Source organism: Mesorhizobium sp. P2_F8 (genome assembly GCF_056403655.1).
This window is the reverse complement of record NZ_JBFUFB010000002.1, coordinates 397,009-422,338: the sequence shown is the minus strand read 5'-3', so window position 1 is coordinate 422,338 and position 25,330 is coordinate 397,009. Positions and strand designations below refer to the sequence as shown.

The following is a 25,330-nucleotide window of genomic DNA, read 5'->3' as shown; positions in this document are numbered from 1 at the left end:
GTCCGTCCTCAGTGCAGGTTCGGTTGGGCGCCCTGGCCCTTTTCGTCGATCATCGCGCCAGTCCGGAAGCGGTCGAGGCGGAACCGCGCGGCTTCTTCGTGCGGCGTGTCGCGGGCCAGCAGGTGGGCAAAGACAAAGCCTGATCCCGGCGTCGCCTTGAAGCCGCCATAGCACCAGCCGGCGTTGAGGTAGAGCCCGTCGACCGGCGTCTTGTCGATGATCGGCGATCCGTCCATCGACATGTCCATGATGCCGCCCCACTGGCGCAGCAGGCGCACGCGGCCGATCATCGGCATCAGCGCCATGCCGCCCTCGCAGACATCCTCCATCACAGGCATGTTGCCGCGCTGGGCGTAGGAATTGTAGCCGTCGATGTCGCCGCCGAAGACCAGCCCGCCCTTGTCCGACTGGCTGACGTAGAAATGGCCGGCACCGAAGGTCATGACACCGGGGATCAGCGGCTTGATCGCTTCGGAGACGAAGGCCTGCAGCACATGGCTTTCGATCGGCAGGCGCAGGCCCGCCATCGCCGCGACTCGCGACGAACTGCCGGCGACCGCCATGCCGACCTTGCCGGCGCCGATCTTGCCGCGCGAGGTCTCGACGCCGGTCACCTTGCCGTTGGCGTCGCGGGTAAAGCCGGTCACCTCGCAGTTCTGGATGATGTCGACGCCGAGCGCGCTCGCCGCATGGGCATAGCCCCAGACCACGGCATCGTGGCGCGCCGTGCCGCCACGCCGCTGCAAGAGCCCGCCTTGCACGGGAAAGCGCGCATTGTCGAAGTTCAGGAACGGGATCATCTTCTTGACCGCGGCGAGGTCGAGCAGTTCGGCATCGATGCCATTGATGCGCATGGTGTTGCCGCGCCGCGCATAGGCGTCGCGCTGTGCGTCGGAATGGTAGAGGTTGATGACGCCGCGCTGGCTGACCATCGTGTTGTAGTTGAGGTCCTGCTCCATCCGTTCCCACAGCTTCATCGACAGTTCGTAGAAGCCGGTGTTGCCGGGCAGGCCATAATTGGAGCGGATGATGGTGGTGTTGCGGCCGGCATTGCCGGAGCCGATCCAGCCCTTTTCCAGCACGGCGACATTCTTGATGCCGTACTCGCTGGCGAGAAACCATGCGGTGGCCAGGCCATGGCCGCCGCCGCCGATGATCACCACGTCGTAGCGATCCTTCGGCGTGGCGTCGCGCCAGGTGCGCTGCCAGTTCTTGTGGCCGGACAGGGCGGCGCGGGCGAGCGAGAAGATCGAGTATTTCATCAGTTCATTCCGAGGTCGCTCGCATTCGCTGGGAGTTAGATATCCAACGTGTGGTCGCGCTCCCATTGCGTGAAGTGCGAAGCATAGGAATTCCATTCCTGGTGCTTCAGCTTTAGGTAGGCCGACGAGAATTCCTCACCCAGCGCCGCCTTCAGCGATTTGTCCTTGTCGAACTCGCGCAGCGCGTCGAGCAGGTTGAGCGGCAGCTTCGGCGCGCCCTTCACCGTATGGCCGTGCTGGTACATGTCGATGTCGTAGCGCTTGCCCGGGTCGGCCTTCGAGCGGATGCCGTCGAGGCCGGCGGCGATGATGACCGCCTGCAGCAGATAGGGGTTGGCCGCGCCGTCGGGCAGCCGCAGTTCGAAACGGCCGGGGCCGGGCACGCGCACCATGTGGGTGCGGTTGTTGCCGGTCCAGGTCACCGTGTTCGGTGCCCAGGTTGCGCCCGAAATGGTGCGCGGTGCGTTGATGCGCTTGTAGGAATTGACCGTCGGGTTGGTGATCGCGGCAAGCGCGGATGCATGCTTCATGATGCCGCCGAGGAAATTCTTGCCCTTGGCCGACAGGCCGAGTTCCATCGCATTGTCGGCAAAGACGTTGGTCTTGCCGGCCTTGTCCCACACCGAGATGTGCGCATGGCAGCCATTGCCGGTCAGGCCCTGGAAGGGCTTCGGCATGAATGTCGCGCGCAGGCCATGCTTTTCCGCGATCGACTTGACCATGAATTTGAAGAAGGAATGCTTGTCGGCGGTCGCCAGCGCATCGTCGAAGGCCCAGTTCATCTCGAACTGGCCGTTGGCATCCTCGTGGTCGTTCTGGTAGGCGCCCCAGCCGAGCGCCAGCATATGGTCGCAGATCTCGGCGATGACATCGTAGCGGCGCATCACCGCTTGCTGGTCGTAGCAGGGTTTCGATGCGGTATCGTATTCGTCGGAGATCGTCTTGCCGTCCGGCGAGATCAGGAAGAACTCGGCCTCGACGCCGGTCTTGACGTGCATGCCGTCGCTGGCCGCCTCGGCGATCAACCGCTTCAGCGTGTTGCGCGGCGCCTGGTCGACCTCCTTGTCGTCCATGATGCAATTGGCGGCGACCCACGCGACTTCCGGCTTCCATGGCAGCTGGATCACCGAATTCGGGTCCGGCACCGCCAGCATGTCGGGATGTGCCGGCGTGAGATCGAGCCAGGTGGCGAACCCGGCAAAGCCGGCGCCGTCCTTCTGCATGTCGGCGATGGCCTGCGCCGGCACCAGCTTGGCACGCTGGCCACCGAACAGGTCGGTGTAGGAAATCATGAAATATTTGACGTTTTTCGCCCTTGCGAATTCTGCAAGATCAGCTGTCACGGAAGTTCCCCATTTTTTGTCGATTGGTGGCCCCAGGTCGTGTGGGCTTCGGCCCTTCGTTGATCAGAAGCCGTTCTTTCCCGGTATCCAGTTGGTGCCGGCCAGCGGCACGCCGGCCATGGCGGCGGCCTCGATCGTCAGCGCGACGAGGTCCTCGGGTTCGAGATTGTGCAGGCTGTTCTTGCCGCACGCGCGGGCGATAGTCTGAGCTTCCAGTGTCATCACCTTCAAATAGTTCGCCAGCCGGCGCCCGGCGGCGACCGGGTCGACGCGCTTCATCAGTTCCGGGTCCTGCGTGGTGATGCCGGCCGGGTCGCGGCCCTCGTGCCAGTCGTCATAGGCGCCCGCCGTGGTGCCGAGCTCGTTGTACTCGGCCTCCCAGCGTGGGTCGTTGTCGCCGAGCGCGACAAGGGCAGCCGTGCCGATCGAGACCGCATCGACGCCCAGCGCCAGCGCCTTGGCGACATCGGCGCCGTTGCGGATGCCGCCGGAGACGATCAGCTGCACCTTGCGGTGCATGCCGAGATCCTGCAGCGCCTGCACCGCCGGCCTGATGCAGGCGAGCGTCGGCTGGCCGACATTTTCGATGAACACTTCCTGCGTGGCCGCCGTGCCGCCCTGCATGCCGTCGACGACGACGACATCGGCGCCAGCTTTCACGGCAAGCGCCGTATCGTAATAGGGCCGGGCGCCGCCGACCTTGACGTAGATCGGCTTTTCCCAGTCGGTGATTTCGCGCAGTTCGAGGATCTTGATCTCGAGATCGTCGGGCCCGGTCCAGTCGGGATGGCGCGAGGCCGAGCGCTGGTCGATGCCTTTCGGCAGCGTGCGCATTTCGGCGACGCGGTCGGAAATCTTCTGGCCAAGCAGCATGCCGCCGCCGCCGGGCTTCGCGCCCTGGCCGACGACGACTTCGATCGCATCGGCACGGCGCAGGTCGCGCAGGTTCATGCCGTAGCGCGACGGCAGGTATTGGTAGACCAGCGTCTTCGAATGGCCGCGCTCTTCCTCGGTCATGCCGCCATCGCCCGTCGTGGTCGAGGTGCCCGACAGGGTCGCGCCGCGTCCGAGCGCTTCCTTGGCCGGGCCGGACAGCGAGCCGAAGCTCATGCCGGCGACGGTGATCGGGATCTTGAGTTCGATCGGCTTCTTGGCATGCCGCGAGCCGAGCACGACGCTGGTGTCGCAGCGCTCGCGATAGCCTTCCAGCGGATAGCGCGAAATCGAGGCGCCGAGGAACAGCAGGTCGTCGAAATGCGGCAGCTTGCGCTTGGCGCCGGCGCCACGAATATCATAGATCCCCGTCGCCGCGGCGCGGCGGATTTCAGAAAGCGTGTAGTCGTCGAAGGTCGCGGATTTGCGCGGCGTCGTCGGCGGGTTCCTGTAGGTCATGCTGCCTCAATACGCGTCGGCGTTGTCGATATTGAAATTGTAGAGCGTGCGCGCCGAGCCGTAGCGCTTGAAGTCCGATGGCTTGACGCCGGTGACGCCGGCGCGGTCGAGCAGGCCTTGCAGCAATTCCAGGTGTTCGGCCCGCATCTCCTTGGCGATGCAGTCGGCACCGAGACTGTCGACCTTGCCGCGCACGAACAGCCGCGCCTCGTAGATGGAATCGCCCAGCGCATCGCCGGCATCGCCCAGCACCACCAGATTGCCGGACTGCGCCATGAAGGCCGACATGTGGCCGATATTGCCGTGCACGACGATGTCGATGCCCTTCATCGAAATGCCGCAACGCGACGAGGCATTGCCCTCGATGACCAGCAGGCCACCCTTGCCGGTGGCGCCGGCATACTGGCTGGCATCGCCCTTCACGGTGATCGAACCCGACATCATGTTCTCGCCGACGCCGGGCCCGGCCGAGCCATGCACGGTAATGGCGCTGCCGGAATTCATGCCACCGCAATAATAGCCGACGCTGCCGCGCACATCGATGGTAACAGGCTGATCGACGCCGACGGCGACCGAATGGTTGCCTTTCGGGTTGAGCACTTCCCACGCCGTCTCGTTGGAGCCGGGCGCCAGATTGTGCAGCGCCTGGTTGAGCTCGCGCAACGACATCTGATCGAGATCGAAGATCCTCGAAGCGTGCTCGTGCGCCGCCGTCTTTGAAAGTTTGGTTGCCGGCATGAACTCAATGCTCCCAGAAATAGACGGTTGCGGGCTCGGGTTCCCAGACCCTCGCATTGTCTATGCCGGGCAGTTTGGTCAGCGCGCGATACTCCGAGCCGAAGGCGACATACTGGTCGGTCTCGGCCATCACGGCGGGTTTGCAGGCGATCGGATCGCGCACCACGCCAAAGCCGTTCTTGGTGCCGACGACAAAGGTGAAGAAGCCGTCGAGGTCGGAGAGCGTGCCCTCCAGCGCTTCGCCGAGATTCTTGCCATGCGCCATCTGCGAGGAGAGATAGGCGGCCGCGACCTCGGTGTCGTTCTCGGTCTCGAAGGTCATGCCTTCGCGGATCAGTTCGCGGCGGACGTTGTTGTGGTTGGACAGCGAACCATTGTGCACCAGGCACTGGTCGGCCCCGGTCGAGAACGGATGCGCGCCCATCGTCGTCACTGCCGATTCCGTCGCCATGCGTGTGTGGCCGATGCCATGCGTACCGGTCATGCTGCGGACATCGAAGCGGTCGACGACCGCCTCGGGCAGGCCGACCTCCTTGTAGATTTCGACCACGTCGCCGGCGCCCATGATGCGGATGTCGGGGCGCAGCGCCTGGATCGCTTCGCGCGCCTCGTCGATCTTGGCAGGCGTGGTCCTGACCACCGCATGGGTCGATTTGACAGTGATCGTCACCGGCGTGCCGATGGCCTTGGCGAGTTCAGCCTCGAGGCCGCGGAAATCGCGTTCCGGCTTGGCCGACTGGATGGTGATCTTGGCCTCATTCCTGGAAGGCGCGCCATAGATGGCGATGCCGGCGCTGTCCGGACCCCGATCGCTGAGCGAGATCAGCATCTGCGACAGCATCGAGCCAAGCTGGGGTTCCAGCGACTTGTCCTTCAAAAACAGTCCGACAATTCCACACATGTCAGCCTCCCGGTGTTTGCAGCTCTGAGATGATGTACCGAATGAGTCTCCTGAATTCAATCGTATGAAAAAAATATTCCTCCAGTTACGTATGTTTCTCAATGCCGCTCTGCGCACCATCATTGTCTCGCCGGAGCTTGTGAACCCATTTGGCGGTGCGGATGCGGGCTATCCTGTAGGCGTCGAGGATCGATAACGCATAAATCAGGAAGCCGCCGGCATGACGGCCGACGAAGCTGGCGTCCGGCGGTGCGATCTTGGCGGTGACCCATGCCAGGATCACCATGAAGAAAAGAAACTGCAGGCCGCGCACCGGCACGCCGAGAATGACATGTCCGCTTGCCGGCAGCACGATTGCCGCGCCGAGCACCAGATACGGGTTGGGAGGGGCGGGTACAGTGACGGAACTGGTCATGCGGCCTGCCGATCGCTTTTGTTGATGGCGTCGCGAAGTGCCGACACCGACACCAGCAGTCTTTCGATCAGCTTTGGATCGAGTGTGGCATCCCCAAATTCGGCTTGCCGGAACACGCCGTAGCGTGCCCGCTCGGCCTCGGCCAGCAGCCAGACGATGCGTATGCCCTTGGGCGTGATCAGCAGTTCCTTGGCGCGCCCTTCGGCGAAGATCTCGACATGGCTGGCGATGATACCTTGGGGAAAACGCGCGCCCCTGCGATCGGTGCGCAGCACTGCCTCGGCTGGAAATCCCGGAGCCTTCGGCAGCGTATGGTCGAGATGATCGAAATTGGAGAAGGTCGTCGGCGAGCCCGGCCGCATCATCATGTCGAAGGTGCCGGGCACCGACACGGGCTCGGTGATCGAGACGCTCAGCCAGCGTGCCGGAAGTTTTCGTGTTGCCAGCGTATCGACGATGGTGCGCACCTGGACGCGTCGGCCGTTCCAGGAACCTTCCCATGTGATGACACCGGCGGTGCCGTCCGAAACATCGGCAGCGTCGGCAATGACGGTACGAACGCTGGCATGGTCGATGGCGAGCGCCACTGACGCCCTGTTGCGGCTGGCGCGCGCCAGCCAGGCAAGATGAAGGACGAGGGCCAGGACGATTGCCCCGGCAAAGAGTGCTGACGTCACCTCGGACATTTTGTCATGCCAGGCCCGTCCAGGTTCCGGACGGGACTACTCCCATCAATAACCCTGCGGCTTCGGCCACGGCATGGTGAACTGATCGCCGCGCCGCACGAATTTGTAGCGGTAGAAATGAAACCATAGCGAGATCAGGAAGTAGAAGGCGACCATGGCGATCAGCTGCGAGCCGAAGCCGAGGAAAATGGCGAAGAAGGTCACCACGCACAGGCAGAACAGCACGATAGCCGGCAGCGGATGGAACGGATGCGTATAGCCACGGCGGATCGAGCCGAGCGGCCACTTCTTCCTGAACATGACGATGTTGATGCTCATGAACGTGTATTGCAGAACGCCCGACAGGATCGAGAAGGTGATCGCCTGGTTGAGGTCGGCGATGAAGGCGAAGGCCAGCGCGATCGGCAACAGGAACAGGATCGAGCGATAGGGCGTGCGATATTTTGGATGCACGGCCGAGAACCATGTCGGCAGATAGCGGTCGCGGCCGAGCGAGAACCAGGCTCGCGCCGCATCGTTGATGCAGCCATTGGCGGAGGCCAGTGCGGCAAGCAGTGTCGCGACGAACAACAGGTTCTCAAGCAACGGGCTGCCGGTCAGCTTGCCCGCATCCCAGAGCGGATAGGGGGTGATGCCGAGATACTCCCACGGCATCATCGAGGCGCAGACATACCAGGTCATGGCGGCGGCGATCAAAAGCGTGATCATGCCGGCCATCGTGCCGTAGGGCAGCGAGCGGGCCGGCGAGCGCACTTCCTCGGCCGCCTGCGTGGTGCCCTCGATGCCGAGATAGTACCAGATGCCGAACTGGAAGGCGGCGATGACGCCGATCCAGCCATAGGGCAGGGCGTTGTCGGGTGTGACCAGCTCGTTGAGCTTCAGCACGGCGCCCTGCGTCCACGGGCTGACCGAGAAAAACAGGACGACGATCGAGATGTAGGCGATTGCGGTGATGACGAAGTTGACGTTCAGCGTCATCAGCACGCCGCGATAGTTCAGCCATGCCAGCACCACGATGGTGGCGGCGATGAAGGAATTGTAGCTCATCCCTTCGACGCCGGCCTTGGCGACGATTGTCTGGCCGAGCAGGATCGCGTCGGAGACTTCGAGCATCGTATAGGCAAAGACCAGGAACAGCGCGACGTTGAAGGCCATCAGCGGCCCGACAATGTGCTTTGCCTGCGCGTACTGGCCGCCGGCGGCGGCCACCGTTGACGTGACCTCGGAATCTATCATCGCCACGGAGGTGTAGAGCAGACCGACGACCCAGCAGACCACCAGCGCGGCGAGCGTGCCGCCCTTGTCGGCGGAGAAGTTCCAGCCGGTAAACTCGCCGACCAGCACGATGCCGACTCCGAGCGCCCAGACATGGGCCGGGCCGAGCACCCGCAGCAGTGAGACCCTGTCCCCGTGGATTACCGGTTCAAGTGTGATCGTCATTGTTCAATCCCCACTCAGATCCGGTGTTTTTCGGAAACGGCTTCCAATTCGCCTTCGCGCGACGAGGTCAGCACCTCTTCTGAGAAGGTCGTGTCGACCTTGAACCAGTCGTAGAGCATCCACAGGGCAAGCACGATCGAGATGCCCCAGCATGCGTAGGAGAGTGCCATCCACATGATCGTGTCCCCCGATTGTTTGTGGAAAGTTTTTACTTGTCGTCGAACTTTTCGTTGATGACTTCGCGATATTCGCGGTCGGAGGCGCGGAACAGGAAGACGAAATAACCGATCAGCACCGCGGCCATGATGATCAGCGTCGGCCAGTCGATGACATAGTGGAAGCGGTTCTGGATGATGTCGTGCGCGGTCTCGGGCGTGTAGCCGAGCTTTTCCCAGATCGAGGCCATGGTCGCGTTCTGGCCGAGCGTCTCCCAGGTCTTGGTATCAAGTGCGTCGATCGATTTCGCCGCACCCGCCAGCCCGAGTTTCAGCGGCAGCCACAGGGCGACGAAGATGGCGACGACAACGACGACGATATCGAAAATCTGTCCGGCCTTGCTCTGCTCCGGCGGTTTGTAGCGCGACATATCTTCTACCCCTTCAGGACTTGCGGTTGCGGAACGCGTCGGCGTTCTTGATGTCGAGCCCGTAGATGAAGTCCTTGTCTTCCTTGTAGTGCTTGACCATCGCCAGGATGGCGGCCGTGTTGAAGATCAGCACGGCGGCCGCCGCGATCGCGACGACGACCTTGATGCCGCTATCGGGGATGTATGGCCACGTCATGAGAAGGACGAATAGGATCGTCGCCCACAGGCAGACGATCAGGAGCATGGATCCGCGCACGTCGGAACGGTACAGCGCTTCAATGCGCTGCTGCATGTCTGACATCGGTTTTCCCCTTTTTCCGACGCACGGTTCCGAATCCACCGCGCGTCGCCCTCTTTCAAGAGAGTGAAATTTTTTTCATAAATTCCGTCCGATTTCCGCAATTGTCAAGCCGATTTTACGTTGGGTTAACCGTTTGCTTCGTGCGACGGATTTTGCCTGACAATGAAATTAATTGCTTATGGGTATTGCGGCGCCCGAATGTTTGCGGTCAATATTCGGCCAAAGCCCCCGCCGAAGTGCAGGGGGCAGGGAACAGCAAACGATTTTTCGAAACGGAGGACGAGCGGATGACGGCATCCTGGAGATTTTCGACCCTGGCGGATCGCCATCGCGCCCTTGGTTCGAAGCTCGAAGACTGGAGCGGCATGGGGACTGCCTGGACCTACGACAAGGACGCCGACGAAGAGTACGTCGCCATCCGCACCAAGGCCGGGCTGATGGATGTTTCGGGCCTCAAGAAGGTCCACATCACCGGGCCACACGCCTCGCACCTGATCGATTTGGCCACCACGCGTGACGTCGAGAAGATCTATCCCGGCAAGTCGGCCTATGCCTGCATGCTGAACGAGGCGGGAAAGTTCACCGACGACTGCATCCTCTACCGCACCGGACCGAATTCCTGGATGGTCGTGCATGGCTCCGGAACCGGCCATGAGGAGTTGCAGCGCGCTTCCGTCGGGCGCGACGTCTCCTTGCGCTTCGATGACAATCTTCATGACCTGTCGCTACAGGGGCCGACCGCCGTCGACTATCTGGCCAAGCATGTGCCTGCTATTCGCGATCTCAACTATTTCCATCACATGCAAACGCAGCTGTTCGGCTTTCCGGTGATGATTTCACGCACCGGCTACACCGGCGAGCGCGGCTACGAGATCTTCTGCCGTGGCCAGGATGCCGGCACGATCTGGGACAGGATTCTCGATGAGGGCAAGAGCGCCGGCATCATTCCGTGCCGCTTCACCACGCTCGACATGCTGCGCGTCGAGAGCTACCTCTTGTTCTATCCCTACGACAATTCGCAGAAATACCCGTTCGACAACGAAGGTCCCGGCGACACGCTGTGGGAGCTCGGCCTCGACTTCACCGTCAGCCCCGGGAAGACTGGCTTCCGCGGCGCCGAGGAGCATTACCGCCTCAAGGGCAAGGAACGCTTCAAGATTTATGGCGTTCTGCTCGACGGCAAGGAGCCGGCCGACGAGGGCGCGCCGGTCTATCGCGACGGCAAGAAGGTCGGCGTGGTGACCTGCGCGATGTATTCGCCGCTGGTGAAGAAATCCATGGGCATCGCCCGACTCGACGTCGACTGCGCGGTCAAGGACACCAAGCTCGAGATTCGCAACAAAAGCGGTTCGATCAAGGCGACGGCGCAGCCGCTCCCCTTTGACGATCCCAAGAAGACCAAGCGCACGGCCAAAGGTTGAGGCATAATCAACAGCGAGGGGTTCGAGGCACGAAGACTTAAATGGCAGCCAAAAGCATCATCAGCCGGCCCGTTTACGGAACGCTGTCTCCACAGCCCGGCAAGCACCATCTTTTCGTGGCGGATGCGGAGGGCGCGCTGGCGATAGCGGAGATGGCCGAGCGAACCCCGTCAGGGTTTTTCGACGGCGCCGAAATCGTCTTCATCCCTGGCCCTGACCGCAAACACGTTGCCGCGCTCGAAGCGCTGAAGCCGGCGCAGTTTCATGAGGCGCCGTCCTTTGCCAGCCTGCTGCCGCGGCTCAGGCAGACGCTGGCCAATGCGCATATGGGCCTGCGCCTCTATCTCTCCGGCACCGAAGGCCTGATCGGCCAGGCGATGCAGGCCGCCCTTGAAGCTGGCATCGATCACACCTCGATCCAGACCGAGCATCGCGGCTCGCTGGCACGGCGCATGCAGTGCGTGCATTGCAAGGGCATCACCGAGAACGTGACGACGCAGCCGGCGACCTGCGCGCATTGCGGCCTGCTGCTCCTGGTGCGCGACCATTATTCCAGGCGCATCGCGGCGTTCCAGGGCGTCTGCATCAACGCCGAGGATCGCAGCGAGATTCCTCCGATGGAGGAGATTTTTCGATGAGCACCGGAACGACAAAACTCGATGTCGTGGTCAGCGATGTGGTGCCGGTCAATGAGCTGGTCACCCGCTTCCATTTCCGCCGCCGCGACGGCCAGCTCTTGCCGACCTTTTCCGGGGGCGCCCATGTCGTGGTCGAGATGCGCGACGGCGAGCGCACCCGGCTCAATCCCTACTCGCTGATGGGCTCGCCGCTCGACACGCGCGAATACACGATCAGCGTGCGCCGCGACGATGTCGGCCGCGGCGGCTCGCTGTTCATGCACAGGAATGTCCGGCCTGGCCATGAAATGGTGGTCAGCTATCCGGTCAATTTGTTCTCGCTCGACCTGCGCGCCAAGAAGCACCTGATGCTGGCCGGCGGCATCGGCATCACGCCGTTCATGGCGCAGACCGCGCAGCTGGCGGCGGAAGGCGGCAATTTCGAGCTGCACTACACCTGCCGCACCGCTTCGCTCGGCACCTATGCCGATGTGCTGCGCGAGCGCTACGACCGGCGGATCAGGCTCTATCATGACGACCTTGACGAGCGCATCGAGCTCGACCGGCTGTTGTCGTCGCAACCGCTCGGCACGCATCTCTATGTCTGCGGTCCGGCCGGCATGATCAACTGGGTGCGTGAGCGCGCCGCCACCCTGGGCTGGCCGTCGGAGACCGTGCATTTCGAGCATTTCGCGGCGCCCCAGCCCGGCCTGCCGTTCGACGTGACGCTTGCCGTAACTGGCAAGACGATCAGGGTCGATGAACAGCAGAGCCTGCTCGAAGCGATCGAGGCGGCCGGCGTCGATCCGCCCTATCTGTGCCGTGGCGGCGTCTGCGGCCAGTGCGAAACCAATGTCATCTCGTATGACGGCAAGTTCATCCACAACGACCACTGGCTGAGCGAGGAGGACCACCGCTCGGGCTGCAAGATCATGCCGTGCGTGTCGCGCTTCGAGGGCCGGTCGCTGGTGTTGGAAAGATAGGAGGCGAGCTTGGGAATCACTTTTCGCAAGGAAACGTTCCGCGACGATTTCACCTTCAAGAACAGCCCGGAGCACATCCGGCGGTTCCCGTTTCCGTTCCACGAAGACGCCTACATGTATGCGGTCAACATCGAGCCGCATGTCGTGGGACCCAAGGGCAGCGTGCTGGAAAACCTGATCGACGTCGACGAGCACTATGTCGCCGAGATGCAGGACCGTGCGCTGGTGCTGGCCGAGGATCCGCTGCGCTGCCAGTCGCTGCCGCACATGACGCTGGCCGGCTGGGACCTGCTGGAGCTCCTGATGGAGCAGCAGGCGCTGGGTTATCCCGAGCATTTCACGCTGACCCGCGACGGCGATCGCTGGCGCTGGATCAACCGCCCGCTCGGCATCGACGATACCTTCACCTTTGGCGACACCTCGAGGCTGCCCTACGGGCCGATGGAGTACATCACCCGGCAAAGCCAGGGCGATTTCTGCATCCTCGACCAGCGCGACGGCAATCTGTGGATGGATGCCGGCATGGTCACCACCCAGGCCGACTGGTCGCTCGACTTCGACATCGGCATGAATTTCTTCGAATGGCACGCGCCGGTGCCGCTGGCGCATGAAAAGGGGATTTTCACCCGGGCGCTGAAATTCCTCACCAACATCCAGCAAGGCAAGCCGGCACGGCGCCTGAACTGGACAATGACCATCAATCCGCGCCTCGATACCAGCCCGGAAAACTATCACAAATGGGGTCCGGACCGGACCACGGTGACGCCGGAGAATGTCGGCGACAAGGTGCACCTGCGCGTCGAGTTGCAGAGTTTCTGGCGGCTGCCGCGCTCGAACGGCATCGTCTTTCCGATTCGCTGCTATCTGATCAAGATGGACGAACTGGTGACGCAGCCGAAATGGGCGCGCCGCCTGCACCGCGTCATCCGAGACCTTCCGGATGAACTCGCCAACTACAAGGGCCTGACGCGCTATCGCCCGACACTGGTCGAGTGGCTGTCGAAGCTCGACGACGGCAGCCCGACATCGCCGGGCTTCGGGCCGGACTAACCCGCGCTGTTCTGCGGATAGCAGATGATCGAGAGGTAGCGCATCGGTAGCTGTGTCAGCTGTTCGGGCCCGTGCGGCGCGTCCGCGTCGAAGAACAGGCTGTCGCCGGGCTTCATCGGATAGAGGTTGCTGCCGTGCCGGTAGACGACCTCGCCTTCAAGCATATAGAGAAACTCCATGCCCTCATGCTGGAAGGTCGGGAACACGTCCGAATCCTCGGTCAGCGTGATCAAATAGGGTTCGACGACGACGCCGCTGGTGTTGGAGCCGATATGGCCGAGCAGATTGTACTGGTGACCGGCGCGCGTGCCGCGACGTTCGACGTCGAGCCCTTCGCCGGCCTTGACGAAGACAGCGCTGCGCTCCTCCTCGAAGCGGCGGAAGAAGGCGGTGACCGGAACGCCGAGCGCCCGCGACAGCGCCTGCAAGGTGGTCAGCGACGGCGAGGTGATACCGTTCTCGATCTTCGACAGCATGCCCAGCGAAATGTCAGTGGCGACCGCCAGATCGGCGACGGTGATGCCGAGCTTCTTGCGGAACGCCCGCACCTCGCGGCCGATCGCGACCTCCAGCACTTTTTCGCGGGTGTCGCGAATGGCGTGCGGGTCCTGCGTCAGCGGCGCCCGGATGGTCTTGCCGTCCGACGAAACCTTGGGCAGCGGCTTGGCCTTTGCGCCGGCATGGCCGGCACCAGGCTTGGGATCGGAAATCTTGTTGGCCATGTCGCCCTCGGACTCTGCGGATTTATTTCACTCTAGGTGAACATGTCAGGTGCCGATACATGAGCGCAACCGCGACGGCAAGTCGCCTGAAGCCGCATGCACCCGATCCAGCGTTTGGTCGCACGAGGTTTTGTGAGAAATCCTCCCAGACGAAACGCTGTTTCGACACAGGAACTGTTGACAGCACGAACGGGCCAATTACTGTCCTGTGAGTGAAATTTGTTTCGTAAGAGCAATTCCAGGAAAAGTGTGAGACGGTTTTCCGTCCGGGATTGCGTCAAACAAAAAGTCGAAATCAGATCGGGAGGCCTGCAATGAAAAGTCGCGTTGCCGTTATCGGAGCCGGGCCGTCCGGCCTGGCACAGCTCAGGGCCTTCAAGTCGGCCGCCGACAAGGGCGCCGACATTCCCGAGATCGTCTGCTTCGAAAAGCAGTCCGACTGGGGCGGCCTGTGGAACTACACCTGGCGCACCGGCCTCGACGAGCATGGCGATCCCGTGCACGGCTCGATGTACCGCTACCTCTGGTCGAACGGACCGAAGGAATGCCTGGAGTTCGCCGACTACACGTTCGAGGAGCATTTCGGCCGGCCGATCGGCTCCTATCCTCCGCGCGCCGTGCTGTGGGATTACATCAAGGGCCGCGTCGAGAAATCCGGCGTGCGCAAATGGGTGCGCTTCAACAGCCCGGTGCGCATGGTGACCTTCTCCGAGACGACGAAGAAATTCACCGTCACCGCGCATGACCGCACCAACGACATCACCTATTCGGAAGAGTTCGACAATGTCGTCGTCGCCTCCGGGCACTTCTCTGTCCCCAACGTGCCCTATTTCGAGGGGTTTTCGACCTTCAACGGCCGCATCCTGCACAGCCATGATTTCCGCGACGCCATGGAATTCAAGGGCAAGGACATCCTGATCATCGGCCGCTCCTATTCGGCCGAGGACATCGGTTCGCAGTGCTACAAATACGGCGCCAAATCGATCACCTCCAGCTACCGCTCGAAGCCGATGGGTTTCAAATGGCCGGAGAACTGGAAAGAGGTGCCGCTGCTTCAGAAAGTCGTCGGCAAGACCGCGCATTTCAAGGACGGCAGCACCAAGGATGTCGATGCCATCATCCTGTGCACCGGCTATCTCCATTCCTTCCCCTTCCTCACCGAGGATCTGAAGCTCAAGACCGCCAACCGCATGTGGCCGGACGGGCTCTATGAGGGCGTCGTCTGGGAGAAGAACCCGAAGCTGTCCTTCATCGGCATGCAGGATCAGTTCTATACCTTCAACATGTTCGACGCGCAGGCCTGGTTCGCCCGCGACGTCATTATGGGCCGTATCAAGTTGCCGTCGGCCGAGGCGATGGCCGCGCACGGCGCAAAATGGCGGGCGCGCGAGGAAACGCTGGAAGACGCCGAGCAGATGATCTGGTTCCAGGGCGACTACACCAAGGAATTGATGGACCAGACCGATTATCCCCGCTTCGACGTCGAGGCGGTCAACAAGACCTTCATGGAGTGGGAGCACCACAAGGGGGAAGACATCATGAGCTTCCGAGACCACGCCTATCGCTCGCTGATGACCGGCACCATGGCGCCGCTGCACCATACGCCCTGGCTGCAGGCACTGGACGATTCGATGGAGAGCTATCTCGAGGTGAAAGGCGTCGCGGCGGAGTAGCGAGGCGCGCCGGCTTCAATCGAGCGGATAGTCGGGCGGAGCGTCGGTCTCCGTCACCTTGACCGACAGCACGTCGCTGGTGTTGGCAAAGTCGGGGCCATCGCCGCGCACTGCCAGCGTGTCCGCCATCAGCAGGAATGTCATGGCGGCGAGGGTTGGTCCGCCCGGCTCCTCTGGCCATGCGAAGATGCCGTCGGCATTGGCGCCGAATTTCACATCGTGGCAGACGAATTCGATCTCGACTTTCCAGGATCTCAGCGGCCGTGTGTCGCCAAGTGGCGGATGCGGCGGGTCGGGAAGCTCGAAATGATTGGCGACAAGGATTTTGGTCGGCACCGCCGGCACGATGCCCTGGCGATTGAAGGCGGCGATGGCGTCGTCACGGAACCGGTCGAGCAGGCCTTGCCCCGACAGCCTGTACGGCTCGCGGAAAAAGCCTCCGGCCCAGACCGACTCGTCATTGTCGTTGGAGATCAACAGGGAGGCACGGAAGCGGGGCAGCCTTGGCGCCAGCGCCTGCCAGTCGCATTCGGCAGGCGTCGCCGGCGTTGCGATGAACTCGTCGAGAAGATCGCTGCCGCGCACCGGATTGCCCAACACCGAGCAGTCTTCGCCGTAGAGGTGCCAGAGCTGGCGCAGCTCAGCGGCCGCGATGTCGGGTTTGCGCAGTTCCTCCACCGAGGCGCGAACCCGCGCGACGGCGTAGGCCGTCGCCGCCTCCAGCGTGCCGAATCCCGGGACGAAATGTTCGCCGTCCGGCTCGCCGGTTCTGGCCATGTCGAAAACGAGGACGGTAAAGGGCGGCTCGCCTGGCTCAGACATTTCGGCACCAAATTGGACTAACCCAGCCTTGCCCGTGCCTTCGCCGTCCACGCGTTGAACAGCCGGTCGGCGACGATGCCGATGAAGGCGATGGCGAGGCCGGCGACGATGCCGCGGCCGGAATCCGCCTTGGACAGCGCGATGAACACTTCCTGGCCGAGATCGCGGGTGCCGACCATGGCGCAGATGATGATCATCGCCAGCGCCATCAGGATCGTCTGGTTCACGCCCAGCATGATTTCGGGCAGCGCCAGCGGAAGCTGCACGCGAAAGAAGGTCTGGCGCGGCGTGCAGCCCGACACTTTTGCCGCCTCGATCAGCGCTGGCGGCACCTGGCGGATGCCGTGATTGGTGTAACGGATGGCCGGCACCACGGCGAAGGCGACCGTTGCGATCATCGCCGTGACGTCACCGACCCGGAACAGCATCACCACCGGGATGATGAAGCAGAAGGATGGCAGCACCTGCAGCGTGTCGATGATCGGCGTGACGATCTTCTCGAAACGGTCGCTGCGTGAGGCCATCAGGCCAATGGGGATGCCGATCAGGCAAGCGATGAAGGCCGAGATGCCGCAGAGATAGACCGTCGCCATGGTCTTTTCCCACAGCCCGGTGATGGCGCAGAAAGCGGTGAGTGCGGCAACCAGGGCCGCGAGCCGCAGGCCCGAGAGCTGATAGCCGGCAAGGCCGAGCAGGAAAACCGCGCCCAGCCACGGAAAGCCTTCGCAGAAGGCGCGCAGCGGGTTTAGCACGTTGAGGATCAGCGCCACGCGAAACGCCTCGATCGTGTCGAAGAAGTTGATGGTGATCCAGTTCACCGCTGCCTTCCAAAGCGGCGCGGTGGTGAAGGTGATCGCTTTCGGCACCGCCGCGAAGGCCGGCACGAACAGGCCGAGCAGCGTGGTGACGACAAGGATGGCGATCGCCAGTGTCAGATTGGGGTAGCGCCGCCAGAAGCTCGGGCTCATTTCCCGATGAACATGGCCCTTTGCCTGCTTGTGCGCGATCGCCTGGCTTAGTCGGTCGAGTGCGATCGCCAGTGCGACGATGGCGAGACCGGCTTCCATCGCCTCGCCGACCTTCAGCGCGCGCAACGCCAGAAGCACGTCGTAGCCGAGACCGCCGGCGCCGATCATCGAAGCGATGATCACCATGTTTAGCGCCAGCATGATCACCTGGTTGACGCCGACCATCAGCGTCGGCCGCGCCGACGGCAAAAGCACCCGCCACAGTTTCTGCCGCGCCGTGCAGCCGGCCATCTCGCTGAAATCGTCGATCTCGGACGGCACCCGCGACAGCCCAAGCATCGTCGCCCGCACCATCGGCGGCGTGGCGAAGATGGCGGTCGCGATCATCGCCGAAACCGGGCTGTTGCCGAACAGAAGCAGCATCGGGATCAGATAGGCAAAGGTCGGAATCGTCTGCATCAGGTCAAGGGCGGGGGAGACGATGAGCCTTTCCGCCCATGGTTTGCGCCACGCCCAGATGCCGGCGAAGAGGCCGGTGACGATGCAGAACGGCACGGCGATGGAGATCAGCGCCAGCGTCAGCATGGCGCTGGTCCATTGGCCAAACAGTGCGATGTAGAGGAAACACCCGCCGACCAGCATGCCGAGCTTCCGGCCACCGGCGGCATGCCCGGCAAGGAAGGCGGCGGCGCAGACGCCGACCCAGGACAGGCGCGGCAAGACAAAGGCGTCGGCGCCGTGACCGATCTTGAAATTCTTGGCCAGCAGGTTGAGCGCGAAGTCGAGCGGCACGCCGAGCACCGCTGTGATCGAGCGCGTCAGCCACGACAGGTTCGACTTGATCCAGCCCATCAAGGCGCCGACCCAGTCGGCGACCGGGACGATTGCACTGGCGGGATAATTGACAGCCCAGGGCAGGCTGTCCTGCAGCAGGAACACGACAAGCACGGCAGCAAGCGCCGAGGCCCAGACGATCAGCCAGATCTGAACCGGACGCGCCCTTGCCTCGCTGGCGCCAGCCGTCACCGTCATGCGCCGGCCCTCGAACGATCGATGCCGGCCAGCAGATCGATCACCGCTTGCGGCGTCACCTCGCCGATCGGCTTGCCGGTGCCGTTGACCACCGCGAACGGCTTGCCGGCGGATACGATCTCCGCTGAAAAGCTTGCGATCTTGGCATCCGGCGCAACGGTGCCGCCATGCTCGGCGCCGTCGCAGGCGCGCATCAGGCTGCGCGCCGAGATCACCTTGGCGCGGTCGACGTCGCGGGTGAATTCGGCGACATAGTCGGTCGCCGGGTTGACCACCAGCTCTTCCGGCGTGCCGATCTGGATGACCTCGCCGTCCTTCATGATGGCGATGCGGTCGGCCAGCCGGATCGCTTCGTCGAAATCATGGGTGATGAAGACGATGGTCTTGTGCAGCATGGTCTGCAGCCGCATCAACTCGTCTTGCATCTCGCGGCGGATCAATGGGTCGAGCGCCGAGAACGGCTCATCGAGAAACCAGATTTCCGGTTTGGTCGCGAGGCTGCGGGCGATGCCGACACGCTGCTGCTGGCCGCCGGAAAGCTCGCGCGGGTAGAAATGCTCGCGGCCACGCAATCCGACGAGCTCTATGACCTCATGCGCCCGGGCTTCGCGAGTCGGCCGGTCCTGTCCTTGGATGCTGAGCGGAAAGGCGATATTTTCCAGCACGTTGAGGTGCGGCAAGAGCGCAAAATTCTGGAACACCATGCCCATCCGGTGGCGCCGCAATTCGATAAGTGCCGCATCCGAGATTTTCAGCAGGTCGTTGCCTTCGAATTCGACCTTGCCGTGCGTCGGCTCGACCAGCCGCGACATGCAGCGCACCAGCGTTGACTTGCCGGACCCCGACAGGCCCATGATGATGAAGATCTCGCCCTGGCGGATTTCAAGGTCGACGGCGCGCACGGCCCCAACCAGCCCGGCGGCAGTGACGTCGGCCATGCTGGCCTTGCCATCGCGCTCGCGGATGAAATTGGCCGCGTTCGATCCGAACAATTTCCAGACATTGCGGCAGGCAAGCTTAATCGGGCGGGCATCCTTGCCCGGCTGCGTCGGTGCCTGTTCAGTCCTATCCGTCATCCAATCGTCCTTCTGGAATATCAGGAATCGAGACCCGGCCGATCAACAGCCGGGTCTCATCTCTCCAGTCGGAACAATCACTGCGCCCAGGCTTTCCAGTCTGCCTCGTGGGCAGCGATCCAGGCGGCGGCGACGTCTTCCGGCGTCTTGCCGCCGAGATCGATCTCGCCGCTCATCTTGTTGAGCTCATCGGTGTCGATCGTATACGCCTTTGCTACCTTGTAGGCGACCGGCCACTTGTCCTTCATGCCGGACCAGGAGTACTTCCAGATCTCGCCATGCGGCTTGCCGCAATCATATTTGGCGTCCGGGTTCACGCCCCATTTCGGGTCATTGTAGCATTCGGGTGTGTATTCGGGGAACTGCACCCATTCGCCCTTGTACTTGGCCGGTGCCCAATGCGGCGAATAGATCCACAGCATGATCGGCGCCTTGCGCTGGTAGGCCGAGTCCAGCTCGGCGAACATCGCCGCGTCGGTGCCGGCATGGATGACGGTGAAGGGCAGTTTCAGCGCCTCGACACGCTCGTCGTCAAAGCCTTCCCAGGTCACCGGGCCGCCGAGATAGCGACCCTTGGGTGCGGTCTCCGCCGTCGAAAATGCTTCGGCGCATTTCGGGTCCTTCAGCGCTTCCCAATTGGGGAGGCCCGGGCACTTTTCCTTCATGTATTCGGGAAACCACCACTCTTCCTTGGCCTTGGGCCCGAGCTTGCCGAGCCGTTCGGTCTGGCCGGTCGCGTCAGAGGCTTTCATGGCTTCGCCGGCGGTCGTGTCCCAGAACTCCAGGCCGACATCGAGGTCGCCATTGGTGAGGCCTGTGGTCAGGCTGGAGAGGTAGTCGGCGGTCGGGTATTCGACGGTATAGCCGAGCTTTTCCAGGATGCCGCCGAGGATCTTGGCATTCAGGTTGACGCTGGTCCAGTCGAACAGCGCGATCTTGATCGGGTCGTTGGATTCGGGTGCTGCGGCTTGGGCGGAAGGTGTCAGCAGGCTTAGGGACGCGAGCGCGACCGCGCCCATCGACAGTTTCGAGATCTGGCTGCGAAATGACATGCTTGTTCTCCTTCAAGCTGTGAAAATTATCGTTCGTTCCCTTCTTGCGGCTTTTCTTGATTGTGTTGGAAAGGCTGGTCGTTGCGCAAGGCCGTCGGCACCAAATTGTCGCCCTGACTTTGGCCAAGGCAGGCAAGACGGTGCTCAATTCTGCTGATGGTCGAATGGGACTGGAGGGTCAGCGTCATGGCTGCCGACGGATCGCTGCGGAAGCGATCACCTGCGGATCAATTTCCAGTCTTGCGGCGCCCTGCAAGGTGCGAGCCATCAAGGTCCCATGATCTCGGCTGTCGGCCCGGCAAGCCCCATCTCGCCAGGACCGTTTCATAGGATGAAAGTATATATACCAACGTTCATGTCGCGCAACGACTAACGCCCGCGGGTTGCAAAATTTCAGACTACAGGCGAAGTCGAGCCCGGTCGCCAGATCTTCCATCCTACCAGCAGACGTAGCCGCCATCGACAATCAGGTCGAGGCCGGTGACGAAGCTCGACGCACGGCTGGCCAGGAACACCGTCGGCCCGACCATTTCCTCCGGCGCCGCCATGCGCCCCATCGGCGTGTCGCGCTTGAAGATCTTGACCTCTTCCGCCACCTCCGGCCGCTTATTCATCGGCGTCAGCGTGTAGCCCGGGCTGACGACATTCACCCGCAGCCCGCGGTCGGCCCACTCCATGGCGAGGCTCTTCGACATGTGGATGACCGCTGCTTTCGAGGAGTTATAGTGCGCCTGCGTCAGGCCCCGGTTGACGATGGTACCCGACATCGAGGCGATGTTGATGATCGAGCCCTTGCGCCGCGCCAGCATCTTGCGGGCTTCGGCCTGGCAGGACAGGAACACGCCGGCGACATTGACCTCGTGCACCTTCTGCCATGTCTCCAGCGACAGCGTCTCGGCCGGTTCCGAACCGGCGATGCCGGCATTGTTGACGGCGACGGTCAGCGCACCGAGTTCACTCTCAAGGCGATCGATCGCCGTCGCGAGATCGCTCTGCGATGTCACCGTGCCGGTCAGCACCAGCGCCTTGCGGCCGAGCGCCGTGATCCGGTGGGCGGTTTCGTCCAACCCGCCTTTCGAAGCATGGCCGAAACAGGCGACGTCGGCGCCTGCCTCGGCCAGTCCGATCGCGATTGCCTGGCCGATGCCGCTGCCGGCGCCGGTGACCAGCGCGACATCGCCGTCCAGTTTGAAAAGATCCATCGATAGCCCTCCCTGCCTCGGAGAGGGTACGCGCTGAGCCGTGCTCCGATCAAGCGCTCTGCATCGTTCAGAAATAGCCGTCCGACGCGGCCGTGGCTTCCTTCGGGATTTCGACCCCGTCGACGAGGATCTTGTCGACCAGTTCGTGGTGGAAGCAGACCAGCCCCTTGATCCGCTCCGCCTCGTGCACCGGCTCTGGATAGTACCAGACGAGGTTCTCGTGGCGCTTGGCCTTGGTCGTCACGTGATAGTAGTTGGAGATGCCCTTGTAGGGGCAGCGTGAGATGTAGCGGCTGGGCGCAAACATATCGAGCCGCGTATCGGAGATCGGCAGATAGTGGCGCACCGGATGTCCGGTTTCGAACAGGAACACGCCACGGCGTGAATCGGCGACCTGCTCACCGTCGAGAATGACCTGCACGCGCCGTGACGACGGCAGGCAGTCGACGCGGCGGAACGGATCGCGGGCATGCACGAAGATCTCCTCGTCCTCCTCGAACCAGTGGCCCATCTTGCTCCAGTAGAACGACATGTAGTCGGCGAGCGGCGGGCTGCCTTTCACCGGATCGGCGTAGCGCCAGGCCGCGTCCTCGACCAGCGTCACGCCGGTGTTGAGTGAGTAGTGGGTCGCCACGCCCTTGAACGGGCTCTCGGTCGTCGTTGTGCTCGGCAACAGAAACTCTTCGCGCACGTCGCTCATCGGGAAATAATAGACCGGCAGGTGGTCGGACTCGTAGAGCACCAGCGCGTTGACCGTGTCGGCGACAATCATCGACCCGACCTGCACCCGCAGCCGCTTCTGCGTCGGCATGGTGAAGGCGACATAACCCGGCTCGAAATCATATTGGGTGATGCTGTCGAGCAGCGGAAAATGCGGCCCGCGGCCGCGCAGATGACGCTTGCGAATGGTACTCTCCCGGTTCTTGGTCTTGGCGATCACGTTCATGATCAGCCTATGGATACGCGATCGAGCAGCAGCCCGGCGGCGATCGGCGGCAGTCCGCTGACATTCTTGCGCACCGGCACCAGCAGGTCGGGGAAATAGCTGAAAATGACCGGCGTCTCGTCAAGCAGCAGTTTCTGGATGTCGGAGGCGGCACTGCGCTGTGCGCCGATATCGAGCGCCTTCAGATAGCTGGTGACCATGCCGTCATAGGCGGGGCTCTTGAAATGCGCAGCGTTCCAGGGGCCGTCGCTGACCAGCGGGCTTTTGAGGAAGACGTTGGGCACGCTGCGATGCGCGTAGTCGGTGATGCCGAGCGGACTGTCCAGCCAGTCCGACTGGCCGAACACCGCCTTGCCGTAATACTTGTCCTGGTCCTCGATGTTGAGCGCGATGCGGGCGCCGATTTCCTTGGCGAAGTTCTGGAACAGCTGCGCGTAGCCGGGAATGTCCGAATAGCGCAGCGTCGTCAGCGTGATGTCGAAGCCGCTGGCAACGCCGGCCGCTTCGAGCAGCTGCTTGGCCTTGGCGATGTCCTGGACGCGTTGCGGCACCGTCTTGTCCGTCGCGGGGAAGGCAGGCGCGAACGGGCTGTCATCGCCGGTCGCCGCCATGCCGCGGCACAGACCATCGACCAGCTTGGAGCGGTCGATGCACAATGCCAGCGCCTGGCGCACGCGCTTGTCGGTGAAGGGGCCGGTGTCGCAGCGCATGTGCAGCTGGCGATGCGCGGTCGATGCGACGCGCAGCACCGTAATGTCGGGGCTGTTCAGCACGACCTGGCTGACGTCGAGCGGAACGGCGTCGAGGATGTCGACCTCGCCGGCCTGCAGCGCCAGGATGCGCGGCTGCACGTCGCCGTAGAACTTGAATTCGAGACGGTCCGGCAGCGCCTTCTCGCCCCAATAGTCGGGGTTGCGCACGAAGGTCGCGCCGACCTTCGGCGTGTAGGTCTCCAGCCGGAACGGTCCGGTCCCTTCGAAGGTCTTTTCGTAGTCGCCCTTGTAGCTCGCCGGCAGGATGACGGCGTTGTAATTGTCGATCGACACCGAATAGGGAAAGCTGCCGTTCGGCGCGTCGAGATGGAAGGCGACGGTATGGTCGTCGACCTTCCTTGTGCCGCCCTTCGACAGCAGGCCCTTGAACACCGACAGCGCGTTCGAGGCGCCGCTCGGATCGGCCAGCCGGTCGAAGGTCGCGACGACGTCGTCGGCCTTGAAGTCCTCGCCATTGTGGAATTTCACGCCTTTGCGCAGCTTGAAGGTCCACACGCTGCCATCCTCGTTCGGCGCCCAGCTTTCCGCCAGCACCGGCTTCAACGTGAGGTCCGCCTGGGTGATGCAGAGAAACTCGGCGGTCTGGAAAACCAGCTGGTAGCTGCCGCTGTCATAGTAGGTGACGGGATCGATGGCGCCGCCCGGCGTGGCCACGCCGGCGCGCACCGTGCCGCCCGGCTTGCCCTCGGCGCGGGCCTGTTGCGTGCCGAGACCGGCTGCGCCCACTAGGCCGCCGAGGAATGGCAGGGAGAGGCCAAGCACGCTGCCATGGCGCAGGAAATCGCGCCGGCCCATCCTGCCGGCGAGCAGTTCATCGACAGCGGAATTTTCGATTGCTGTGAGATTCCGGCGAGCGGCGTCGATCATCCTGAAATGCTTTGGCATGGCTGCATTCCTCGCTTGGCTTGGGGTTTGCCATCTAGTTCATTGTTGACTGCCGCCGCAAAGCGATATTTTTTGATAGGGGCCATCGAAATTTTCGATGCAAGGGGTGAGGCATGGACACTGAAAATCTGCGCAGCTTTCTCGAAGTTGCCGCCCATGGCAGCTTCACCGTCGCGGCCAGCCGGCTCAACCTCGCCCAGTCCACCGTCAGCGCGCGGATCCGGGGACTGGAGGAGCAGTTGGGGCGCCGGCTTTTCGTGCGCGACCGCGATGGCGTGACGCTGACGCCGGCCGGCCGCCAGTTCCTGCCGCATGCCTCCTCCATCACCCGCACCTGGGAGCAATCGCGGCAGGACATCGCCRTTCCCGATGGCTACGAGACGCTGCTGCGGCTGACCGCCCCCGCCTATCTGTGGGACCGCATCACCTCGCCATGGGTCGAGTGGATGCGCGCCAGGCGGCCGAACGTCGCGCTGCGCCTGGAGGGCAGTTTCCCCGATCTGGCGATCGACCAGCTGGCGGAAGGCCTGCTCGACATCTGCATCCTCTATCTGCCGCGCCCGCATCCCGGCATCGTCTACGAAACGCTGGCGGTCGACCAGGTCGTGCTCGTCCAGCATGCCGCGCAGACGAAGTCCTGGACCGAAAACTACATCCTCATGGACTGGGGGCTGGAGTTCCGCATCGAGCACGACCGCGCCTTTGCCGGCATGGTCAAGCCGGCCATCTCGGCAGGACTGGTCTTCATCGGCCTGCAGCACGTGTTGTCTCGGCAGGCGGCGGCCTACCTGCCGCTCAGTGCCGTCAGCACACATATCGAGCGCGGCGAAATGCGCCGCATCGACAACGCGCCGGTGTTCCAGCGCCCGATCTACCTTGCCTATCCCAGCAATCCGGTCTCTTCGGATGTCCTGGATGTCGCGCTCACCGGGCTGCGCTCGCTGGCTGGAGATTGGGCGGAAGGTCAGGGGTTTTCGGAAGGCGACCGTTCCCTGGGCATGACCGGCCAGATGTGACGGGCCAGACCGTATGCATGGTGATCCC

Annotated in this window: 25 protein-coding genes; 6 read left to right on the top strand and 19 right to left on the bottom strand. The window is 62.9% G+C overall.

Annotation, left to right across the window (positions count from 1 at the left end):
- Positions 1–8 precede the first annotated feature (8 nt).
- From AC1DZP_RS05770 to AC1DZP_RS05720, 11 genes are all read right to left on the bottom strand, one after another.
- A complete protein-coding gene (locus AC1DZP_RS05770; RefSeq protein ID WP_477300724.1) occupies positions 9–1,262 on the bottom strand; it encodes a sarcosine oxidase subunit beta family protein in 1,254 nt (417 codons plus the stop codon).
- A 35-nt stretch (positions 1,263–1,297) separates the two neighbouring features.
- Positions 1,298–2,605, bottom strand: coding sequence for a type III glutamate--ammonia ligase (gene glnT / locus AC1DZP_RS05765; RefSeq protein WP_095088209.1), 1,308 nt, complete (start codon positions 2,603–2,605; stop codon positions 1,298–1,300).
- Positions 2,606–2,668: 63 nt separating this feature from the next.
- On the bottom strand, positions 2,669–3,997 hold the full coding sequence (locus AC1DZP_RS05760) for an FMN-binding glutamate synthase family protein (protein ID WP_027023053.1): 1,329 nt from the start codon (positions 3,995–3,997) through the stop codon (positions 2,669–2,671).
- 6 nt (positions 3,998–4,003) lie between these two features.
- Complete coding sequence (locus AC1DZP_RS05755) at positions 4,004–4,735, bottom strand: GltB/FmdC/FwdC-like GXGXG domain-containing protein (RefSeq protein ID WP_477300722.1); 732 nt, start codon at positions 4,733–4,735, stop codon at positions 4,004–4,006.
- Between the two features lie 4 nt (positions 4,736–4,739).
- Complete coding sequence (locus AC1DZP_RS05750) at positions 4,740–5,636, bottom strand: class II glutamine amidotransferase (RefSeq protein WP_477300720.1); 897 nt, start codon at positions 5,634–5,636, stop codon at positions 4,740–4,742.
- An 85-nt stretch (positions 5,637–5,721) separates the two neighbouring features.
- Positions 5,722–6,051: a hypothetical protein gene (locus AC1DZP_RS05745; protein WP_095088217.1), complete on the bottom strand. Its 330-nt coding sequence runs from the start codon at positions 6,049–6,051 to the stop codon at positions 5,722–5,724.
- A complete protein-coding gene (locus AC1DZP_RS05740) occupies positions 6,048–6,737 on the bottom strand; it encodes a hypothetical protein (protein WP_477300718.1) in 690 nt (229 codons plus the stop codon). The genes AC1DZP_RS05745 and AC1DZP_RS05740 overlap by 4 nt, the downstream gene beginning before the upstream one ends.
- A 45-nt stretch (positions 6,738–6,782) precedes the next feature.
- Positions 6,783–8,177, bottom strand: a complete 1,395-nt coding sequence (locus AC1DZP_RS05735) for an APC family permease (RefSeq protein WP_477300716.1) — start codon at positions 8,175–8,177, stop codon at positions 6,783–6,785.
- A 14-nt stretch (positions 8,178–8,191) separates the two neighbouring features.
- Positions 8,192–8,353: a hypothetical protein gene (locus AC1DZP_RS05730; protein ID WP_095088222.1), complete on the bottom strand. Its 162-nt coding sequence runs from the start codon at positions 8,351–8,353 to the stop codon at positions 8,192–8,194.
- A gap of 32 nt (positions 8,354–8,385) precedes the next feature.
- The gene (locus AC1DZP_RS05725) at positions 8,386–8,763 is read right to left on the bottom strand and encodes a hypothetical protein (RefSeq protein WP_477300714.1); all 378 of its coding nucleotides are present in this window, start codon (positions 8,761–8,763) and stop codon (positions 8,386–8,388) included.
- 13 nt (positions 8,764–8,776) lie between these two features.
- On the bottom strand, positions 8,777–9,064 hold the full coding sequence (locus AC1DZP_RS05720; RefSeq protein ID WP_477300712.1) for a hypothetical protein: 288 nt from the start codon (positions 9,062–9,064) through the stop codon (positions 8,777–8,779).
- Positions 9,065–9,351: 287 nt separating this feature from the next.
- Between AC1DZP_RS05720 and AC1DZP_RS05715 the strand changes: the two genes are divergently transcribed.
- Genes AC1DZP_RS05715 through AC1DZP_RS05700 form a run of 4 tightly spaced genes read left to right on the top strand, consistent with a single transcriptional unit; the run spans position 9,352 to position 13,135 of the window.
- Positions 9,352–10,485: an aminomethyl transferase family protein gene (locus AC1DZP_RS05715; protein ID WP_457153357.1), complete on the top strand. Its 1,134-nt coding sequence runs from the start codon at positions 9,352–9,354 to the stop codon at positions 10,483–10,485.
- 41 nt (positions 10,486–10,526) lie between these two features.
- A complete protein-coding gene (locus tag AC1DZP_RS05710; RefSeq protein WP_477300710.1) occupies positions 10,527–11,123 on the top strand; it encodes a dimethylamine monooxygenase subunit DmmA family protein in 597 nt (198 codons plus the stop codon).
- Positions 11,120–12,085, top strand: a complete 966-nt coding sequence (locus AC1DZP_RS05705) for a PDR/VanB family oxidoreductase (RefSeq protein WP_477300708.1) — start codon at positions 11,120–11,122, stop codon at positions 12,083–12,085. The genes AC1DZP_RS05710 and AC1DZP_RS05705 overlap by 4 nt, the downstream gene beginning before the upstream one ends.
- A gap of 9 nt (positions 12,086–12,094) precedes the next feature.
- A complete protein-coding gene (locus tag AC1DZP_RS05700; RefSeq protein ID WP_477300706.1) occupies positions 12,095–13,135 on the top strand; it encodes a heme-dependent oxidative N-demethylase family protein in 1,041 nt (346 codons plus the stop codon).
- Here AC1DZP_RS05700 and AC1DZP_RS05695 read toward each other — a convergent pair.
- The gene (locus AC1DZP_RS05695) at positions 13,132–13,857 is read right to left on the bottom strand and encodes a helix-turn-helix domain-containing protein (RefSeq protein ID WP_477300704.1); all 726 of its coding nucleotides are present in this window, start codon (positions 13,855–13,857) and stop codon (positions 13,132–13,134) included. The two genes, AC1DZP_RS05700 and AC1DZP_RS05695, sit on opposite strands and share 4 nt — an antisense overlap.
- Before the next feature lie 314 nt (positions 13,858–14,171).
- Between AC1DZP_RS05695 and AC1DZP_RS05690 the strand changes: the two genes are divergently transcribed.
- Positions 14,172–15,530 carry an NAD(P)-binding domain-containing protein gene (locus AC1DZP_RS05690; RefSeq protein WP_477300702.1) on the top strand — a complete coding sequence of 453 codons (1,359 nt, stop codon included), beginning with the start codon at positions 14,172–14,174 and terminating at the stop codon, positions 15,528–15,530.
- A 15-nt stretch (positions 15,531–15,545) separates the two neighbouring features.
- On the opposite strand, the gene AC1DZP_RS05685 is transcribed toward AC1DZP_RS05690, so the two are convergent.
- The 7 genes from AC1DZP_RS05685 to AC1DZP_RS05655 all read right to left on the bottom strand — a co-directional run bounded on the left by AC1DZP_RS05685 (position 15,546) and on the right by AC1DZP_RS05655 (position 24,286).
- Entirely contained in the window at positions 15,546–16,352 is an 807-nt protein-coding gene (locus AC1DZP_RS05685) for a hypothetical protein (RefSeq protein ID WP_477300700.1), read from the bottom strand.
- Positions 16,353–16,369: 17 nt separating this feature from the next.
- Positions 16,370–18,352 carry an ABC transporter permease gene (locus AC1DZP_RS05680; RefSeq protein WP_477300699.1) on the bottom strand — a complete coding sequence of 661 codons (1,983 nt, stop codon included), beginning with the start codon at positions 18,350–18,352 and terminating at the stop codon, positions 16,370–16,372.
- Positions 18,349–19,428, bottom strand: coding sequence for a quaternary amine ABC transporter ATP-binding protein (locus tag AC1DZP_RS05675; RefSeq protein ID WP_477300698.1), 1,080 nt, complete (start codon positions 19,426–19,428; stop codon positions 18,349–18,351). Before AC1DZP_RS05675 ends, AC1DZP_RS05680 begins: the two co-directional genes overlap by 4 nt.
- A gap of 77 nt (positions 19,429–19,505) precedes the next feature.
- Positions 19,506–20,480, bottom strand: a complete 975-nt coding sequence (locus tag AC1DZP_RS05670; protein WP_477300696.1) for an ABC transporter substrate-binding protein — start codon at positions 20,478–20,480, stop codon at positions 19,506–19,508.
- Positions 20,481–20,917: 437 nt separating this feature from the next.
- On the bottom strand, positions 20,918–21,682 hold the full coding sequence (locus AC1DZP_RS05665; RefSeq protein WP_477300694.1) for an SDR family oxidoreductase: 765 nt from the start codon (positions 21,680–21,682) through the stop codon (positions 20,918–20,920).
- Positions 21,683–21,749: 67 nt separating this feature from the next.
- On the bottom strand, positions 21,750–22,628 hold the full coding sequence (locus AC1DZP_RS05660; protein ID WP_095088254.1) for a DUF427 domain-containing protein: 879 nt from the start codon (positions 22,626–22,628) through the stop codon (positions 21,750–21,752).
- A gap of 2 nt (positions 22,629–22,630) precedes the next feature.
- Positions 22,631–24,286 carry an ABC transporter substrate-binding protein gene (locus tag AC1DZP_RS05655; RefSeq protein ID WP_477300692.1) on the bottom strand — a complete coding sequence of 552 codons (1,656 nt, stop codon included), beginning with the start codon at positions 24,284–24,286 and terminating at the stop codon, positions 22,631–22,633.
- 113 nt (positions 24,287–24,399) lie between these two features.
- Here AC1DZP_RS05655 and AC1DZP_RS05650 point away from each other — a divergent pair, with 113 nt between their 5' ends.
- Positions 24,400–25,302 (top strand): LysR family transcriptional regulator, encoded by a 903-nt coding sequence (locus AC1DZP_RS05650; protein ID WP_477300690.1) that lies wholly within the window; start codon positions 24,400–24,402, stop codon positions 25,300–25,302.
- Positions 25,303–25,330 lie beyond the last annotated feature (28 nt).

Coding starts and splice junctions, on each gene's coding strand:
- AC1DZP_RS05770 (WP_477300724.1), bottom strand. CDS start 1,262: ATGAAATACTCGATCTTCTCGCTCGCCCGCGCCGCCCTGTCCGGCCAC.
- AC1DZP_RS05760 (WP_027023053.1), bottom strand. CDS start 3,997: ATGACCTACAGGAACCCGCCGACGACGCCGCGCAAATCCGCGACCTTC.
- AC1DZP_RS05755 (WP_477300722.1), bottom strand. CDS start 4,735: ATGCCGGCAACCAAACTTTCAAAGACGGCGGCGCACGAGCACGCTTCG.
- AC1DZP_RS05750 (WP_477300720.1), bottom strand. CDS start 5,636: ATGTGTGGAATTGTCGGACTGTTTTTGAAGGACAAGTCGCTGGAACCC.
- AC1DZP_RS05745 (WP_095088217.1), bottom strand. CDS start 6,051: ATGACCAGTTCCGTCACTGTACCCGCCCCTCCCAACCCGTATCTGGTG.
- AC1DZP_RS05740 (WP_477300718.1), bottom strand. CDS start 6,737: ATGTCCGAGGTGACGTCAGCACTCTTTGCCGGGGCAATCGTCCTGGCC.
- AC1DZP_RS05735 (WP_477300716.1), bottom strand. CDS start 8,177: ATGACGATCACACTTGAACCGGTAATCCACGGGGACAGGGTCTCACTG.
- AC1DZP_RS05730 (WP_095088222.1), bottom strand. CDS start 8,353: ATGTGGATGGCACTCTCCTACGCATGCTGGGGCATCTCGATCGTGCTT.
- AC1DZP_RS05725 (WP_477300714.1), bottom strand. CDS start 8,763: ATGTCGCGCTACAAACCGCCGGAGCAGAGCAAGGCCGGACAGATTTTC.
- AC1DZP_RS05720 (WP_477300712.1), bottom strand. CDS start 9,064: ATGTCAGACATGCAGCAGCGCATTGAAGCGCTGTACCGTTCCGACGTG.
- AC1DZP_RS05715 (WP_457153357.1), top strand. CDS start 9,352: ATGACGGCATCCTGGAGATTTTCGACCCTGGCGGATCGCCATCGCGCC.
- AC1DZP_RS05710 (WP_477300710.1), top strand. CDS start 10,527: ATGGCAGCCAAAAGCATCATCAGCCGGCCCGTTTACGGAACGCTGTCT.
- AC1DZP_RS05705 (WP_477300708.1), top strand. CDS start 11,120: ATGAGCACCGGAACGACAAAACTCGATGTCGTGGTCAGCGATGTGGTG.
- AC1DZP_RS05695 (WP_477300704.1), bottom strand. CDS start 13,857: ATGGCCAACAAGATTTCCGATCCCAAGCCTGGTGCCGGCCATGCCGGC.
- AC1DZP_RS05690 (WP_477300702.1), top strand. CDS start 14,172: ATGAAAAGTCGCGTTGCCGTTATCGGAGCCGGGCCGTCCGGCCTGGCA.
- AC1DZP_RS05685 (WP_477300700.1), bottom strand. CDS start 16,352: ATGTCTGAGCCAGGCGAGCCGCCCTTTACCGTCCTCGTTTTCGACATG.
- AC1DZP_RS05680 (WP_477300699.1), bottom strand. CDS start 18,352: ATGACGGTGACGGCTGGCGCCAGCGAGGCAAGGGCGCGTCCGGTTCAG.
- AC1DZP_RS05675 (WP_477300698.1), bottom strand. CDS start 19,428: ATGACGGATAGGACTGAACAGGCACCGACGCAGCCGGGCAAGGATGCC.
- AC1DZP_RS05670 (WP_477300696.1), bottom strand. CDS start 20,480: ATGTCATTTCGCAGCCAGATCTCGAAACTGTCGATGGGCGCGGTCGCG.
- AC1DZP_RS05665 (WP_477300694.1), bottom strand. CDS start 21,682: ATGGATCTTTTCAAACTGGACGGCGATGTCGCGCTGGTCACCGGCGCC.
- AC1DZP_RS05660 (WP_095088254.1), bottom strand. CDS start 22,628: ATGAACGTGATCGCCAAGACCAAGAACCGGGAGAGTACCATTCGCAAG.
- AC1DZP_RS05655 (WP_477300692.1), bottom strand. CDS start 24,286: ATGCCAAAGCATTTCAGGATGATCGACGCCGCTCGCCGGAATCTCACA.